General features: G+C 71.0%; 13 protein-coding genes. 10 read left to right on the forward strand and 3 right to left on the reverse strand.

Annotated elements, in window-relative coordinates:
* Positions 1–86 precede the first annotated feature (86 nt).
* Both IE99_RS0109120 and IE99_RS0109125 read right to left on the reverse strand, forming a co-directional pair.
* Positions 87–842 (reverse strand): nucleotidyltransferase domain-containing protein, encoded by a 756-nt coding sequence (locus IE99_RS0109120; RefSeq protein WP_030166642.1) that lies wholly within the window; start codon positions 840–842, stop codon positions 87–89.
* Complete coding sequence (locus IE99_RS0109125) at positions 836–1525, reverse strand: nucleotidyltransferase domain-containing protein (protein WP_245623124.1); 690 nt, start codon at positions 1523–1525, stop codon at positions 836–838. Before IE99_RS0109125 ends, IE99_RS0109120 begins: the two co-directional genes overlap by 7 nt.
* Before the next feature lie 203 nt (positions 1526–1728).
* Here IE99_RS0109125 and IE99_RS0109130 point away from each other — a divergent pair, with 203 nt between their 5' ends.
* From IE99_RS0109130 to IE99_RS0109175, 10 genes are all read left to right on the forward strand, one after another.
* Positions 1729–3030, forward strand: a complete 1302-nt coding sequence (locus IE99_RS0109130; protein ID WP_030166648.1) for an ABC transporter substrate-binding protein — start codon at positions 1729–1731, stop codon at positions 3028–3030.
* Positions 3027–4019 carry a carbohydrate ABC transporter permease gene (locus IE99_RS0109135; RefSeq protein ID WP_084219391.1) on the forward strand — a complete coding sequence of 331 codons (993 nt, stop codon included), beginning with the start codon at positions 3027–3029 and terminating at the stop codon, positions 4017–4019. Before IE99_RS0109130 ends, IE99_RS0109135 begins: the two co-directional genes overlap by 4 nt.
* Positions 4016–4849: a carbohydrate ABC transporter permease gene (locus tag IE99_RS0109140; protein WP_030166655.1), complete on the forward strand. Its 834-nt coding sequence runs from the start codon at positions 4016–4018 to the stop codon at positions 4847–4849. Before IE99_RS0109135 ends, IE99_RS0109140 begins: the two co-directional genes overlap by 4 nt.
* Positions 4850–4882: 33 nt before the next feature.
* Positions 4883–6505 carry a glycoside hydrolase family 13 protein gene (locus IE99_RS0109145; RefSeq protein WP_030166657.1) on the forward strand — a complete coding sequence of 541 codons (1623 nt, stop codon included), beginning with the start codon at positions 4883–4885 and terminating at the stop codon, positions 6503–6505.
* Positions 6506–6515: 10 nt separating this feature from the next.
* Positions 6516–7562 carry a LacI family DNA-binding transcriptional regulator gene (locus IE99_RS0109150; protein WP_037558946.1) on the forward strand — a complete coding sequence of 349 codons (1047 nt, stop codon included), beginning with the start codon at positions 6516–6518 and terminating at the stop codon, positions 7560–7562.
* Between the two features lie 181 nt (positions 7563–7743).
* Positions 7744–9033 carry an ABC transporter substrate-binding protein gene (locus IE99_RS0109155; RefSeq protein ID WP_245623125.1) on the forward strand — a complete coding sequence of 430 codons (1290 nt, stop codon included), beginning with the start codon at positions 7744–7746 and terminating at the stop codon, positions 9031–9033.
* 120 nt (positions 9034–9153) lie between these two features.
* A complete protein-coding gene (locus IE99_RS0109160; protein ID WP_051712306.1) occupies positions 9154–10140 on the forward strand; it encodes a carbohydrate ABC transporter permease in 987 nt (328 codons plus the stop codon).
* Positions 10137–11018: a carbohydrate ABC transporter permease gene (locus tag IE99_RS0109165; protein ID WP_157610162.1), complete on the forward strand. Its 882-nt coding sequence runs from the start codon at positions 10137–10139 to the stop codon at positions 11016–11018. Before IE99_RS0109160 ends, IE99_RS0109165 begins: the two co-directional genes overlap by 4 nt.
* Complete coding sequence (locus tag IE99_RS0109170) at positions 11015–12469, forward strand: GH1 family beta-glucosidase (RefSeq protein WP_051712308.1); 1455 nt, start codon at positions 11015–11017, stop codon at positions 12467–12469. Before IE99_RS0109165 ends, IE99_RS0109170 begins: the two co-directional genes overlap by 4 nt.
* A gap of 14 nt (positions 12470–12483) precedes the next feature.
* Positions 12484–13494 carry a LacI family DNA-binding transcriptional regulator gene (locus IE99_RS0109175; protein WP_030166676.1) on the forward strand — a complete coding sequence of 337 codons (1011 nt, stop codon included), beginning with the start codon at positions 12484–12486 and terminating at the stop codon, positions 13492–13494.
* Positions 13495–13537: 43 nt separating this feature from the next.
* On the opposite strand, the gene IE99_RS0109180 is transcribed toward IE99_RS0109175, so the two are convergent.
* Positions 13538–14902 carry a GH1 family beta-glucosidase gene (locus IE99_RS0109180; RefSeq protein WP_030166677.1) on the reverse strand — a complete coding sequence of 455 codons (1365 nt, stop codon included), beginning with the start codon at positions 14900–14902 and terminating at the stop codon, positions 13538–13540.
* Positions 14903–14917 lie beyond the last annotated feature (15 nt).

The following is a 14917-nucleotide window of genomic DNA, read 5'->3' on the forward strand; positions in this document are numbered from 1 at the left end:
GATACGTGGCGACCGGCCCCCGCGGTTGCATCCGGAGATCACTTTTCGGTCGTCACTGAATGACACGACGCGCGTGCCGGGAGAGTTCAGCGCGCGGAGAGCCGCATCCGGACAACGAATTCGTGAACTTCCCGGCGAACCGAGGGCTCCGCGCGAAGAGAGGTGCGGGACCGCTCGTCCTCAAGGCGGGCGGTCAGCGCCTCGACGTCGGCCCGCAGGCGGTCGCGCTCCGGCGCGTCCGGTGGCAGCGGCCCGTGCTCGGCCGCCCGCTTCGCCTCGACCAGGTCGGGCAGGTAGGACGGACCGTGCTCGTACAGCCGTGTCAGGTCGGCCTGGATCTCCGCCGCCCGCATCAGGTGGATGCCGGTGAGCAGCACCCGGAACGTGTAGAGCAGCGGCTTCAGCTCGCCGGACTTCTCGAACGCGCCCCACTGCGTCCGCGCGAACCCCAGGTAGTGGTGCGCGTGGTTCGAGGTCAGCAGCCCCGGGACGAGTCCGAGCAGCTCGGTGTGCGCCGGCGAGGTCGCCACGACCAGGGGCGAGGTCAGCTGCTCCAGCACGTAGCCGTTGCGCCGCAGCAGGAGGCGGCAGAACTTCGCGAGGTCGTGGGTGACGATGTCCGCCTCGGCCGAGGTGTCGGACCACATGAGCGAGACCGTCTCCTCGCCCGTCTCCAGGCCGACGATCTCCTCCAGCGGCAGCAGGTGGACGCCGCGCAGGTCGTGGTCGGAGTCGCGCGAGGGGAACCCGTACAGGTGCGCGCCGCTCACGGTGACGAACGCGCGGTGGTACGGGTGGTCGGCGTCGAGGCGGGCGAGGATGTCCTCCGGGACGGTCACCATGTCAGGCTCCTCTCACGGATCGAGACGAGGAGGTCCTCGACGCGGTCGCGGTCGGGTTCGGGCGGAAGGGGGCTGCGGGCGAGTGCCTCGTCCAGGTCGGCGGTCAGGGCGGCGCGCCACGCGTCGATCGCGTCCCAGCCGACCTCGCCGCGCCGGACGGCGAGGAGGCGGTCGCGCAGGCCGCCGACGTCGACCAGCGGGACGCCCTCCCGGACGAGGTGCGCGCCGCTGTGCAGCAGCCGCAGAAGGTGCATGACGTGCTTCCAGTTCGGCTCGCCCCGGTTGCGCAAGTCGGCCTGCAACTTGCGGAACTGGGAGTCGGCGTAGCGGAAGAACGTGCGGTGCGCATGACGGGAGAGAAAAGCCGACCGGACGGCGAGAAGGTCCTCCCCGGCGGGTGTCGCGACCTCGACGATCGGGGACCACAGGGTCTCCAGGACGGTCGGGTTCGCGGCGAGCGCCAGCTCGCAGAACCGCTCCAGCTCCCATGAGAACTGCTCGGGCAGCGGCCCGTCCACATGGGTCGGCGGCTTGCTGAAACGCCAGAACAGCGGGGCCGGGGCGGCGAAGACGCCGCGCCGGTCGGTGTCGCTGGCGCCGGTCGCGAGGCCGTACGCGCGCGACCCGGTGACGACCGACAGGATCGTGTGGTCGCGGACGAGGGCGTGGTGCTCGGAGATCACCACGGAAGCCTGGCGCAGCGGGCGGCGCGGCACCAGCACCTTTCCCGCCCGCGACCGCAACGGATTACAGATCGAGCACGTCCTTGCTGAAAGTTTCTGCAAATGGTTTACGCATCTGCAACGCGTTGCTAGCCTCGCAGCCCACCACCCCGTTTATCCGGAACGGCGGGACCGCCCGCGGGCGTCCCGCGAAGGAGGACCCCATGCGGCGTATCCCCCTCATCGGCGGCACCGTCCTCAGCGCCGCCCTCGTGCTCTCCCTGGCCGCCTGCGGCGGCGACGAGAAGGGCGGCACGGAGGGCGGCACCTCGGCCGGAGCCCTGCGGGGCCGCGGCCCCATCACGTTCGTCACCGGCAAGGACCGCTCCGGCTACCTCCAGAAGCAGATCGACAACTGGAACACCGAGCACCCGAAGGAGCAGGTCCGGATCATCGAGCTGCCGGACGAGCCGAACGACCAGCGGCAGCAGATGATCCAGAACGCGACGACGAGGTCGGACGCCTACTCCGTCCTGAACCTCGACGTCGTCTGGACCGCGGAGTTCGCCGCGAACCGCTGGCTGGCCGAGCTGCCCAAGGACCAGATCGACCTGTCGAAGATGCTCCCCGCCACCATCACGACCGGGCAGTACCGGAACCGGCTGTTCGCGGTGCCGTCCACCTCCGACGCCGGGATGCTCTACTACCGCAAGGACCTGCTCGACAAGGCCGGGATCTCCACGCCGCCGAAGACGTACGCCGAGATGTGGGACGCCTGCGACAAGGTCGCGAAGCTGCCCGAGGGCAAGGGCCTGGACTGCTGGTTCACCGAGGTCAACAAGACCGAGAGCCTGACGATCAGCGCGGTCGAGGCGATCGAGAGCCACGGCGGCTCCATCGTCGGACCGGACGGCCGGCCGGCGCTGAACACCCCGCAGGCCAAGGCGGGCCTGGAGTTCCTCGCCAAGGCCAAGGCGGAGCGGATGCCGAAGGAGGCCGTCACCCTCGACACCGAGGGCGGGCGCCGCCACTTCCAGTCCGGCAAGCTGCTCTTCCAGCGGCAGTGGCCGTACCAGTACGCGCTCGCGAACTCCGGCGACGGCTCGTCGAAGGTGGCGGGCAGGTTCGCGGTGGCTCCGCTGCCCGGACCGACCGGCCCCGGCGTCGCGAACCTCGGCGGCCACAACCTCGCGATCTCCGCGTTCGCGAAGAACAAGGCGACCTCGCTGGACTTCATCCGGTACCTCACCGGCGAGCAGTCGCAGCGCGCCAACCTCCTCGCCACCTCCCAGGCCCCGACGGTCGCCGCGCTGTACGACGACCCGGAGATGGTGAAGAGGTTCCCGTACCTGCCGGTGCTGAAGGCCGCGATCGGCAACGCCAGGCCGCGTCCGGTGGCCGTCAAGTACGGCGACGTCACCGCCGCCATCCAGGGTTCGGTGTACGACGCGGTGACCGGGAAGACCCCGGTCGACCGGGCGCTCTCCGACCTCCAGGCGAAGCTGACCCCCCTCACGGCCCAGTGACCGAGACGAGGACGCGCGAGGTTCCGCCCACCGCGAAGGCGGCGGGCGGAACCCGCGGGGCGAAGCGGGACGCGCAGGGGACGCGGCGGCTCGCCGCGCTGCTGCTGTCGCCCACGCTGCTCGTGCTCGCGCTGGTCATCGGGTACCCGGTCCTCGCCGGCTTCCGGGAGTCGCTGTTCACCCGCGGCGAGACCCTGGACGCGGACGGCTTCGTCGTCGAGGGCGAGCGGTTCACCGGTCTCGACAACTACACGGCGATCTTCTCCGGTGACCGCGCGGACGCGTTCTGGAACGCGTTCGGCAACACGTCGTTCTTCACCGTGACGACCGTTGTGCTGGAGACCGTGATCGGCGTCGCGATGGCGCTGATCATGCACCAGGCGTTCCGCGGCCGGGCGCTCGTGCGGGCGTCCATCCTCGTGCCGTGGGCGATCCCGACCGCGATCTCCGGCCTGCTGTGGAAGTGGATCTTCCAGGCGGACGGCGCGGCCAACGCCGTCCTGCGGCAGCAGATCCTGTGGACCGCCGACGGGTTCCCCGCGAAGATGGCCGTCGTCATCGCCGAGGTGTGGAAGACGTCCCCGTTCATCGGGCTGCTCGTCCTCGCCGGGCTCCAGATGATCCCCCGCGACGTGTACGAGGCGGCGCGGGTGGACGGCGCGAGCGCCTTCCAGCAGTTCCGGCACATCACGCTGCCGCTGGTGAAGCCCGCTCTGCTGGTCGCCGTCCTATTCCGGATGCTGGACGCATTGCGCATGTTCGACCTGCCGGCGGTGCTGATCGGCGTCAACCAGAAGTCGGTGGAGACGCTCACGATGATCGCCTGGTTCGAGGCGTCGAACCTGCGGTACGGGTCGGCGGCGGCGTACGCGACGATCCTGTTCCTCTACATCGCGCTGATCGCCTACCTGTTCGTGAAGCTGCTCGGCGCCGACATCATCGGCGAGGCCCGCCAGGTGAAGAGGCGCGCGAGGAAGGTGACCGCATGAACGGCCGCTCCGCGCTCAGGCGGGCGCTCTCCTCCCTGGGCATCGCGCTCGTCGCGGTGTACTGCCTCGCCCCGTTCTACTGGATGGCGATCTCGGCGTTCCGGCGCCCGCAGGACCAGTTCGACAACTCGGTCGTCCCGTCGCGCTGGTCGATGGAGAACTTCACGGCGGTGTTCGCGGGCGACAACGGGTTCGGGCGGGCGCTGCTGAACAGCGTCATCGTCGCCGGGACCACGACCGTCCTGACGCTGACCGTGGGCGTCTTCACCGCGTACGCCCTCGCCCGGCTCGACTTCCGGTTCAAGAACGCCGTGCTCGGGCTGATCGTCGCGACCACGATGTTCCCCGGGATCTCGCAGCTCGTCCCGCTGCTGAAGCTGTTCACCGACATCGAGTGGATCAACACCTACCAGGCGATGGTGCTGCCCGGCCTCGGGTTCGCGCTGCCGCTGTCGGTCTGGCTGCTCACCGCGTTCTTCCGGCAGCTGCCGTTCGAGCTGGAGCAGGCCGCGATGGTGGACGGCTGCACCCGCGGCCAGGCGTTCCGCAAGGTCATCGTGCCGCTGGCGGCGCCGGGCGTGTTCACCACCGCGATCCTGACGTTCATCGCCGCGTGGAACGAGTTCCTCATCGCCCTGTCGATGGTGAACCGGAAGGAGATGCAGACCGCGACCGTGGCGATCTCCAAGTTCACCGGCGTGTCCGGCTTCGACCAGCCGTTCGGCACGCAGATGGCGGCGGGCGTGATCGTGACCGTGCCGCTGATCGTCGTGGTGCTGGTCTTCCAGCGCCGGATCGTCGCCGGGCTCACCGCCGGCGGCGTCAAGTAGCCCTTCCCTCCTCCTGACCCACGAAGGACCTCGATGACGCAGGAAGCCCTCGCCGTGCCCGCCGCCCACGAGCCGTCCGGGACGACCTCCCGCTGGTGGCGTGACGCCGTCATCTACCAGGTGTACGTGCGGAGCTTCGCCGACTCGGGCGGGGACGGCGTCGGCGACCTGCCCGGCGTCCGGTCCCGGCTGCCGTACCTGCGGCGGCTCGGCGTGGACGCGCTGTGGCTCACCCCGTTCTACGTCTCCCCCATGGCCGACTTCGGCTACGACGTGGCGGACCACCGCGACGTCGACCCGCTGTTCGGCACCCTCGACGACGCCCGGGACCTGATCGCGGACGCGCACGCGCACGGGCTGCGGATCATCGTGGACGTCGTGCCGAACCACACGTCCGACCGGCACCCCTGGTTCCGGGACGCGCTGGCCGCCGGGCCCGGCTCCCCCGAGCGCGGCCGCTACGTCTTCCGGGACGGGCGGGGCCCGGACGGGTCGCGGCCGCCCAACGACTGGGAGTCGGTCTTCGGCGGACCCGCCTGGACGCGCGGCCCCGACGGCCAGTGGTACCTGCACCTGTTCGCGCCGGAGCAGCCCGACCTGAACTGGGACGACGCGGAGGTGCACGCCGAGTTCCTGGACGTCCTGAGGTTCTGGCTCGACCTCGGCGTCGACGGCTTCCGGGTGGACGTGGCGCACGGCATGAAGAAGGCGCCCGGCCTGCCCGACGTGGGCCATGCCGGCCAGGTCGAGATGCTCGGCACGGCCGTCCTTTCGTACTTCGACCAGGACGCCGTGCACGAGATCCACCGCGAGTGGCGCCGGCTCCTCGACACCTACCCCGGTGAGCGGATCGGGGTCGCCGAGGCGTGGGCGCCGTCCCCCGAGCGGCTCGCCGCCTACACCCGCCCCGACGAGCTGCACCAGGCGTTCAACTTCCACTACCTGACCGCCCCGTGGGACGCCGCCGCGCTGCGCGAGGTGATCGAGGAGTCGATCCGGACGGCGGACATCGTCGGCGCGGCGCCCACCTGGGTCCTGTCGAACCACGACGTCAAGCGGCACGTCACCCGCTACGGCGGCGGCGAGAAGGGGCTCCGGCGCGCCCGCGCGGCGGCGCTGCTGACCCTCGCGCTGCCCGGTTCGGCGTACGTCTACCAGGGCGAGGAGCTGGGCCTCCCCGAGGTCCTCGACCTGCCGGAGGAGTTCCTGCACGACCCGCAGCGGCTGCGCGGCAACGACGCGGGCCGCGACGGCTGCCGCGTCCCGCTGCCCTGGTCGGGCGAGGCGCCGCCGTTCGGGTTCGGGTCCGGCGACGCGTCCTGGCTGCCGATCCCGGACGCGTGGCGCGCCCTCACCGTCGAGGCGCAGGAGGCCGACCCCGGATCGATGCTGGAGCTGTACCGGGCCGCGCTGCGGATCCGCCGCGGGCATCCCGCGCTCGGCGACGGGACCCTGCGCTGGACGCCCGGCCCCGACGGCACAATGATCTTCGTCCGGGAGAGCGGCGCGGCCGCCGTCGTCTGCGCGGTCAACCTGGGCGACCGCCCCGTCCGGCTGCCCCTGTCCGGGACCCCGCTCCTCGCGAGCGGCCCCGTGCGCGTGGACGGCGGCGCCGTCGAGCTGCCGGCGGACACGGCCCTGTGGGAGGAGAAGTAGGTTGAGACCCATGACGACGCGCCTGGCGGACATCGCGGCCCATGCCGGGGTCAGCGAGGCCACGGTCAGCCGGGTGCTGAACGGGAAGCCGGGCGTGTCCGCGGCCACCCGCCAGGCCGTGCTGACCGCGCTGGACGTGCTCGGCTACGAGCGCCCGGCCCGGCTGCGGCAGCGGTGGGCCGGGCTGATCGGGCTGATCATCCCCGAGCTGACCAACCCGGTCTTTCCGGCCTTCGCCGAGATCATCGAGAGCGCCCTGGCCCGGCACGGGTACATGGCGGTGCTGTGCTCGCAGACGCCCGGCGGCGTCGCCGAGGACGAGTACATCGAGATGCTGCTGGAGCGCGGCGTCGCGGGGATCATCTTCGTCAGCGGCCTGCACGCCAACGCCAACTCCGACCGCGCGCGGTACGTCCGGCTGCTGGAGCAGCAGCTCCCGATCGTGCTGGTCAACGGGCACCGGCCCGACATCGCGGCGCCGTTCGTCTCCAGCGACGACGTCGCGTCCCTGGAGTCGGCGGTCGGGCACCTCGCCGCGATGGGCCATCGCCGGATCGGCCTCGCGATCGGCCAGGAGGTGTACGTCCCGACGCGGCGCAAGACGGAGGGCTTCCGCCGCGGCATGGCGGCGCACACCGACATCGCCCCGGACGAGGTGGAGTCGCTGATCGTCAACACGATGTACACGGTGGCGGGCGGCCAGGCGGCGGCGGCGGAGCTGCTGGACGCGGGCTGCACGGCGATCTGCGGCGGGAACGACATCATGGCGCTCGGCGCGATCCGCGCCGCCCGCCAGCGCGGGCTGCGGGTCCCCGAGGACGTGTCGGTGACGGGCATGGACGACTCGCTGCTCACCGCCTACCTCGACTCGCCGCTGACGACCGTCCGGATGCCCGTCCGGGAGATGGCCCTCGCGGCCGTCGGAACGATCCTGGACGAGATCAGGGGCGCTCCGGTGTCCCGGACGGAACTTCTTTACCGGCCCGAACTCGTCGTCCGGAACTCGACCGGGCCGGCTCCCGTCGCCGCCCGCCTGACCGGCGCGGACACCACCTGACATCGACACTGACTCCGTGCCCTACGATCAGTCCGGGCGACGGCCGGTGTTCACCTGCGTGTAACGGTTGTGTTGCGACGCATTGACAGTGAACCTCGTCACGGTCTTTTATCCGTGGGAGCGCTCCCACACCCACCCACCGGATAGTACGACTGAGAGGGGTCCGCCAATGAGGGCCACCATGCGGCGCGGACTGAGCACGGCGGTTGCCGCACTGCTCGTCGGCGGCCTCGCCGTCGCGTGCGGCGGCGACGACGGGGACGACTCCGGCTCCGGCACGATCGAGCTGACCGTCGACGTCTTCGGCGAGTTCGGGTACGACCAGCTGTACAAGCAGTACGAGGCGTCCCACCCGAACATTAAGATCAAGCAGCGCAAGGTCTCCACGCTCGACGACTACAAGCCGCGCCTCCAGCAGTGGATCGCGACCGGCAGCGGCGCCGGCGACGTCGTCGGCATCGAGGAGGGCCTGCTGCCCACCTACATGCAGCAGAGCGGCAAGTTCGTCAACCTGTTCGACCACGGCGGCAAGGAGCTCGAGAAGAACTTCCTGCCGTGGAAGTGGCAGATGGGCGTCACCCCGGACGGCAAGCAGCTCGTCGGCCTCGGCACCGACATCGGCCCCCTCGGCATGTGCTACCGCAAGGACCTCTTCAAGGCCGCCGGCCTGCCCACCGAGCGCGACGAGGTCTCCAAGCTCTGGCCGACCTGGGACGCGTTCCTGTCCACCGGCCAGAAGTTCCAGCAGAAGCAGCCCAAGACCAAGTGGCTGGACGGCCCCACCGCCCTGCTGCGCGCCACCGTCCTGCAGGGCGCCGGCTCCGGCCCCGGCTACAGCTACTTCGACAAGAGCAACAATCTGGTCTTCGAGACCAACCCCTCGGTGAAGCAGGCCTTCGACACCGTGCTCAAGTTCGAGCAGGCCAAGCTCACCGCCGACATGTCGATCTTCACCCCGCCGTGGCAGACGGCGCTGAAGCGCGACACCTTCGCCACCCTCCCGTGCCCGTCCTGGATGCTCGGGGGCATCGAGGAGTTCTCCGGCGAACACGGCAAGGGCAAGTGGGACGTCGCGACGGTCCCGGGCGGCAGCGGCTACTGGGGCGGCTCGTGGCTCGCCGTCCCCAAGCAGACCAAGCACCCGAAGGAGGCCGCGGAGCTCGCGAAGTTCCTGTCGTCCCCGCAGGGCCAGATCGGCGCCTTCAAGGACAAGAACACCTTCCCGTCCTCCCCGCAGGCCGCGCAGGACCCGGCGGTCGCCGAGGCGAAGTCCCCGTACTTCAACGACGCCCCCACCGGCAAGATCTTCAGTGACATGGCCGCCCAGGTGAAGCCCGTCCACCTCGGCCCGAAGAACGAGGACGTCCGGCAGGCCGTCGAGAACGTTCTGATCGCCGTGGGCCAGGGCAAGGTCAAGCCGGAAGAGGCATGGAGCAAGGCCGTCGAGGAGGCCGAGAAGGCCGCCCGGTGACCCCGGTCCCCCTCTAGTACCACTCCTCGCAAGACACGGGGGCGGCGCCGCGTCCCGTACCTCCCGACGCGGCACCGCCCCCGTTCCCCGTTCCGACCCGTCCACCTCGGAAGGAGGCGCATGGCCACCGATCTGCGCCCCGGCCGGAAAGGCCGCCGGCCCGCACCGCCGGACGGCCCGCCGGCGGCCCGCCGCACCTGGCGCGCCCGCCTCGCCCGGCTCGATGTGAAGGGCGCCCCGTACGCCTTCATCTCGCCGTTCTACCTCGTCTTCCTGATCTTCGGCGCGTTCCCGCTCGTCTACACGCTCTGGGTGTCGCTGCACGACTGGGGCCTCGCCTCCGGCGAGCGCGAGTGGGTCGGCCTCGACAACTACGAGTACCTGCTGACGGACGGCGACTTCTGGCACGCCACCGTCAACACGCTCGGCATCTTCGCCCTGTCGACGATCCCGCAGCTGATCATCGCGATGTTCCTGGCGAGCCAGCTGAACCGGACGATGCGCGCGCCGACCCTGTTCCGGATCGGGATGGTCGCGCCGCTGATCACCTCGACCGCGGCCGTCGCGATCGTGTTCGCCCAGCTGTTCGACCACGACTACGGCTTCGTGAACTGGGGCCTCGACCTGATCGGCATCGGCCCGATCGACTGGCAGGTCTCCCGCGGCTGGTCGTGGGCCGCGATCGCCACCATGGTCAACTGGCGCTGGACCGGCTACAACACGCTCATCTTCCTCGCCGCGATGCAGGCGATCCCGAAGGACCTCTACGAGGCCGCCGCGATCGACGGCGCGTCCCGCATCCGGCAGTTCTGGCAGATCACCGTGCCGCTGCTGCGTCCCACGATCATCTTCACGGTGATCATCTCGACCATCGGCGGGCTGCAGCTGTTCACCGAGCCCGTCCTGTTCAGCGTGGACACGCCCAACAAGATGGACGGCGGCGCGCTGCACCAGTTCCAGACGATCACGATGTACATGTTCGACAACGCGTTCGGCGACGACCGCTACGGCTACGGCGCCACGGTCGCCTGGGCCCTGTTCCTCATGATCATCGTGTTCTCCCTGCTCAACTTCCTCTTCATCCGCCGTACGGGGGGCGCGAAATGAGCATGCTGCTGACCCGCTCCGCGGGTGCCGGAAAGCGGCCCGGCAGGTTCCGGGGGCTGTGGAACGCGAGCCCGCTGACCTACCTCACACTGATCGCCGCGCTCCTCATGTCGATCTTCCCGATCTACTGGATGATCGTCGTGGCGACCCGGAGCAACGACGTCGTCTCGGACGTCCCGCCGCCGGTCCTGCCCGGCGGGCAGGTCGCCGACAACATGGGCCGGCTGTTCGACAACCCCGACGCCTACTTCGCCAAGGGCCTGCTGAACTCGTTCATCGCGTCGGGGTGCGTGACGGTCTCGACGGTGTTCTTCGCCTCGCTGGCCGGGTTCGCGTTCGCGAAGCTGCGCTTTCGCGGCAAGAACGCCCTGCTCCTGACGATCATCGCGACGATGATGATCCCGGTTCAGATGGGCATCATCCCGCTCTACATGATCATGGTGAAGCTCGGCTGGCAGAACCAGCTGCAGGCCGTGATCATCCCGTTCCTGGTCACCGGGTTCGGCGTGTTCATGATGCGGCAGTACGCCGACCAGGCCGTCCCGGACGAGCTGATCGAGGCCGCCCGCGTCGACGGCTGCACCACGTTCGGCATCTACTGGCGCGTCGTCCTGCCCGCGCTGCGGCCCGCCGCCGGCGTCCTCGGCCTGTTCACGTTCATGCAGACCTGGAACGAGTTCATGTGGCCCCTGGCGGTGCTCAGCCCGGACAACCCGACCGTCCAGCTGTCCATCAACAACCTGGCCAACGCCTACTTCAAGGACTACACGCTGATGTTCGCGGGGACCACGGTGGCGATCCTGCCGCTGCTCGTCGTGTTCATCGTGTTCGGACGCCAGATCATCGGCGGAATCATGGAAGGTGCGATCAAGGCGTGACGTCGCTGCGGAACGAGACGAGCACGGAGATCCGGTTCCCCGCCGGGTTCCGCTGGGGCGCCGCCACGGCCGCCTACCAGATCGAGGGCGCCGCCGCCGAGGGCGGGCGCGGCCCGTCCATCTGGGACACCTTCTGCCGCACTCCCGGCAAGGTGCTCAACGGCGAGAACGGGGACATAGCCGTCGACCACTACCACCGGTTCGCCGACGACATCGCCCTCATGGCCGACCTGGGGCTCACCGCCTACCGGTTCTCCATCTCCTGGCCCCGCGTGCAACCCGCCGGGGCCGGCAGGGCCAACGAGGAGGGGCTCGACTTCTACCGCCGGCTCGTGGACGCCCTCCTGGCGGCGGGCATCGAGCCGTGGCCGACCCTCTACCACTGGGACCTCCCCCAGCCCCTGGAGGACGCCGGCGGCTGGCCGGAGCGCGAGACCGCGCACAGGTTCGCCGACTACGCCGACCTCGTCCACGCCGCGCTCGGCGACCGCGTCCGCAACTGGACGACGGTCAACGAGCCGTGGTGCGCGGCGTTCCTCGGTTACGCGTCCGGGGAGCACGCGCCCGGCCGGATCGACCCCGCCGGGTCGCTGCGCGCCGCACACCACCTGCTGCTCGGGCACGGGCTCGCGGTGGAGGCGATGCGGGCGCGCACACCCGACAACGGGTTCGGCGCCGCGGTGAACCTCTACGCGGTGTCGCCCGCGACCGGCGACCCGGCGGACGTCGACGCGGCCCGCCGCATCGACGGGCTGCAGAACCGGCTCTTCCTCGACCCGCTGCTGCTCGGCCGCTACCCCGAGGACGTCCTCGCGGACACAGGGCCGTACGGGTTCGCGCCGTCGGACGCGGATCTGGCCGTCATCGGCCGCCCGATCGACCACCTCGGCATCAACTACTACTCGCGGCACACCGTCGCGGGCACCCCCGGCGAGGCCGCGCAGACCGCGTCGTCGCCGTTCTCCACGCAGTCGCCGTGGGTCGGCAGCGACCATGTCCGGTTCGTGCCCGCGGGACGCCCCGTCACCGGCATGGGCTGGGAGATCGACGCGTCCGGGCTGCACGAGATCCTCACCCGGCTGCGCCGCGAGTACCCGTCCGTCCCGCTGTACATCACGGAGAACGGCGCGGGCTACGACGAGGTCCTGGACGAGAGCGGCACCGTCCGGGACGCCGCGCGGATCGCGTACCTCGACGGGCACCTGCGCGCCTGTCATGAGGCGATCACCGAGGGAGTTCCGCTTCGCGGCTACTTCACCTGGTCGCTCCTGGATAATTTCGAATGGGCGTGGGGCTATTCGAAGCGGTTCGGGCTCGTTCACGTCGATTACGCCACCCAGCGCCGCGTCCCGAAGGACAGCGCGCGCTGGTACGCCGGCGTGATCGGGCGGGGCGGCCTGCCCGGACGCGGCCAGCGCGCCGGGCACGGCGAGGGAACCGGACAACCGTGAGAGAAGGGGGCCCGATGGCGGGCAGGAGCACGCGCCCGACCCTTGAGGAGGTCGCGGCGCGGGCGGGGGTCGGACGCGGAACCGTGTCGCGGGTCGTCAACGGGTCGCCGCGGGTGAGCGCGCGGGCCCGGGAGGCGGTGCTGCGGGCGATCGAGGAGCTCGGATACGTGCCGAACCGCGCGGCCCGCGCCCTCGTCACCAACCGCACGGACACGGTGGCGCTCGTCGTCGCCGAGTCCGACCAGCGGCTGTTCGGCGAGCCGTACTTCGCGGGCATCATCCGCGGCATCGGCAACGGGCTCGCCGGCACCGGCCTGCAGCTCCTGCTCGCCCTGGCCCGCACGCCGGACGAGTACGCCCGGCTGGAGAACTACCTCACCACCCAGCACGTCGACGGGGTCCTCCTCACCTCCCTGCACGCGGAGGACCCCCTGCCGGCGAAGCTGGAGGCCAACGGCGTGCCGACCGTCCTCGGCGGCCGGCCGCCGGGCGTGTCACCGGTCAGCTACGTCGACGTCGACAACCGCAGCGGCGCCCGCGAGGCCGTCGGCCACCTCATCGAGGGCGGCCGGCGGCGGATCGGGACGCTGGCCGGACCGCAGGACATGGGGGTCGGCATCGACCGCCTGGCCGGCTACCGGGAGGCCCTCGCGGACGCCGGCCTGCCGGAGTTCGTCGCCTACGGCGACTTCGGCGAGGCCGGCGGCATCGCCGCCGCCGAGGAGCTGCTCGCGCGGGAGCCGGAACTGGACGCGGTGTTCGCCGCGAGCGACCCGATGGCGCTCGGCGCGCTGCGCGTCCTGCGCCGCCTCGGCCGACGCGTCCCGCACGATGTCGCCGTGATCGGCTTCGACGACTCCGCCGCCGCGCCCCTGGCGGACCCGCCGCTGAGCAGCGTCCACCAGTCCCCCGAGGAGATGGGCGTCGAGATGGCCCGCCTCCTCATCTCGCGCATCCAGGGCGAGACCCTGGACGACCCGGTAATCATCCTGAAGCCCCACCTGGTCCTCCGCGACTCGTCCTGAACGGGCGCGCCATCGGGAACCCGTGGCACGCCCGCTCAGGACGTCAGGCGGTGGCGCGCGCGATCCGGTCGCGGTACCAGGCGGCGCTGTCCTTCCAGGTGCGGTTCCCGGTGGCGTAGTCGACGTGGATCAGGCCGAAGCGCCTCGCGTAGCCGTAGGCCCATTCGTAGTTGTCGAGCAGCGACCAGGCGAAGTACCCGCGGACGTCGGCGCCCGCGTCGATGGCGCTTTCCACGGCCGCGATGTGGTCGCGGAGGTAGGCGATGCGGTCCGCGTCCCCGATGCGGCCGCCCGCGTCGATCTCGTCGTCGAACGCGGCGCCGTTCTCTGTGATCATCAGCGGGACGCCGGGATGGTCGCGGTGGACGCGCAGCAGCATCTCCTCCATGCCGTTCGCGTCGACCGGCCAGCCCATCGCGGTGTACGGACCGGGCTGCCGGAGGAACTCGACCGTGTCGCAGCCGACGAACGGCGACGCTGCGCCCTGCTTGTGGCCGTCGGCGTGGACGCGGGGCGAGGTCCCGTCCCAGCGGCGGACGAGCGTCGGCGAGTAGTAGTTGAGGCCGAGCACGTCGAGGGGGGCGGCGATCACGGCGTCGTCGCCGTCGCGGACGAACGACCAGTCCGAGACCGAGGCGGTGTCGGCGATGACGTCCTCGGGGTAGCCGCGTCCGAGGACCGGGTCGAGGAACACGCGGTTCGCGATGCCGTCCACCTGGCGGACGGCGTCCGGCTCGCCGCGCAGCTGGTGCATGTTGAGCGTGATCGAGTGCCGCGCGGTCGGCGACACGACGCCGCGCAGCGCCCGGACGGCGAGGCCGTGCGCGAGGTTGAGGTGGTGCGCGGCGGCGAGCGCGGCCTCCGGCTCGACGCGTCCGGGGGCGTGCACGCCGGCGGCGTAGCCGAGGAACGCCGAGCACCACGGCTCGTTCAGCGTCGTCCAGGTGTGCACGCGGTCGCCGAGGACGCGGCCGATCCGCTCGGCGTGGTCGGCGAACCGGCGGGCGGTGTCGCGGACGGGCCAGCCTCCGGCGTCCTCCAGTTCCTGCGGCAGGTCCCAGTGGTAGAGGGTCGCGACCGGCGCGATGCCCGCTTCGAGGAGCTCGTCGACCAGGGCCGAGTAGAAGTCGAGGCCCTTCCGGTTGGGCCTCCCCCCGGGCAGGACGCGCGACCAGGAGATGGAGAAGCGGTAGGCGGAGAGGCCGAGCCGGGCCATCGCGGCGACGTCCTCGCGGCGGCGGTGGTAGTGGTCGGCGGCGACGTCACCGGTGTCGCCGTTGAGGACCTTGCCGGGGACGCGGCTGAAGGTGTCCCAGATGCAGGGCGTCCGCCCGTCCTCGGCCGCCGCGCCCTCGATCTGGTACGCGGCCGTGGCCGCGCCCCACAGGAATCCCTCGGGGAAGCCCATGCGTGCCCCATCTGT

The organism is Spirillospora albida (genome assembly GCF_000718255.1).
Lineage (GTDB): Bacteria > Actinomycetota > Actinomycetes > Streptosporangiales > Streptosporangiaceae > Spirillospora > Spirillospora albida.

What these genes read in the sequence shown, in the direction of transcription:
- IE99_RS0109145 (WP_030166657.1), top strand. Translation starts at nt 4,883, where the DNA reads ATGACGCAGGAAGCCCTCGCCGTGCCCGCCGCCCACGAGCCGTCCGGG.
- IE99_RS0109175 (WP_030166676.1), top strand. Translation starts at nt 12,484, where the DNA reads ATGGCGGGCAGGAGCACGCGCCCGACCCTTGAGGAGGTCGCGGCGCGG.
- IE99_RS0109160 (WP_051712306.1), top strand. Translation starts at nt 9,154, where the DNA reads ATGGCCACCGATCTGCGCCCCGGCCGGAAAGGCCGCCGGCCCGCACCG.
- IE99_RS0109165 (WP_157610162.1), top strand. Translation starts at nt 10,137, where the DNA reads ATGAGCATGCTGCTGACCCGCTCCGCGGGTGCCGGAAAGCGGCCCGGC.
- IE99_RS0109140 (WP_030166655.1), top strand. Translation starts at nt 4,016, where the DNA reads ATGAACGGCCGCTCCGCGCTCAGGCGGGCGCTCTCCTCCCTGGGCATC.
- IE99_RS0109150 (WP_037558946.1), top strand. Translation starts at nt 6,516, where the DNA reads ATGACGACGCGCCTGGCGGACATCGCGGCCCATGCCGGGGTCAGCGAG.
- IE99_RS0109120 (WP_030166642.1), bottom strand. Translation starts at nt 842, where the DNA reads ATGGTGACCGTCCCGGAGGACATCCTCGCCCGCCTCGACGCCGACCAC.
- IE99_RS0109180 (WP_030166677.1), bottom strand. Translation starts at nt 14,902, where the DNA reads ATGGGCTTCCCCGAGGGATTCCTGTGGGGCGCGGCCACGGCCGCGTAC.
- IE99_RS0109130 (WP_030166648.1), top strand. Translation starts at nt 1,729, where the DNA reads ATGCGGCGTATCCCCCTCATCGGCGGCACCGTCCTCAGCGCCGCCCTC.
- IE99_RS0109155 (WP_245623125.1), top strand. Translation starts at nt 7,744, where the DNA reads ATGCGGCGCGGACTGAGCACGGCGGTTGCCGCACTGCTCGTCGGCGGC.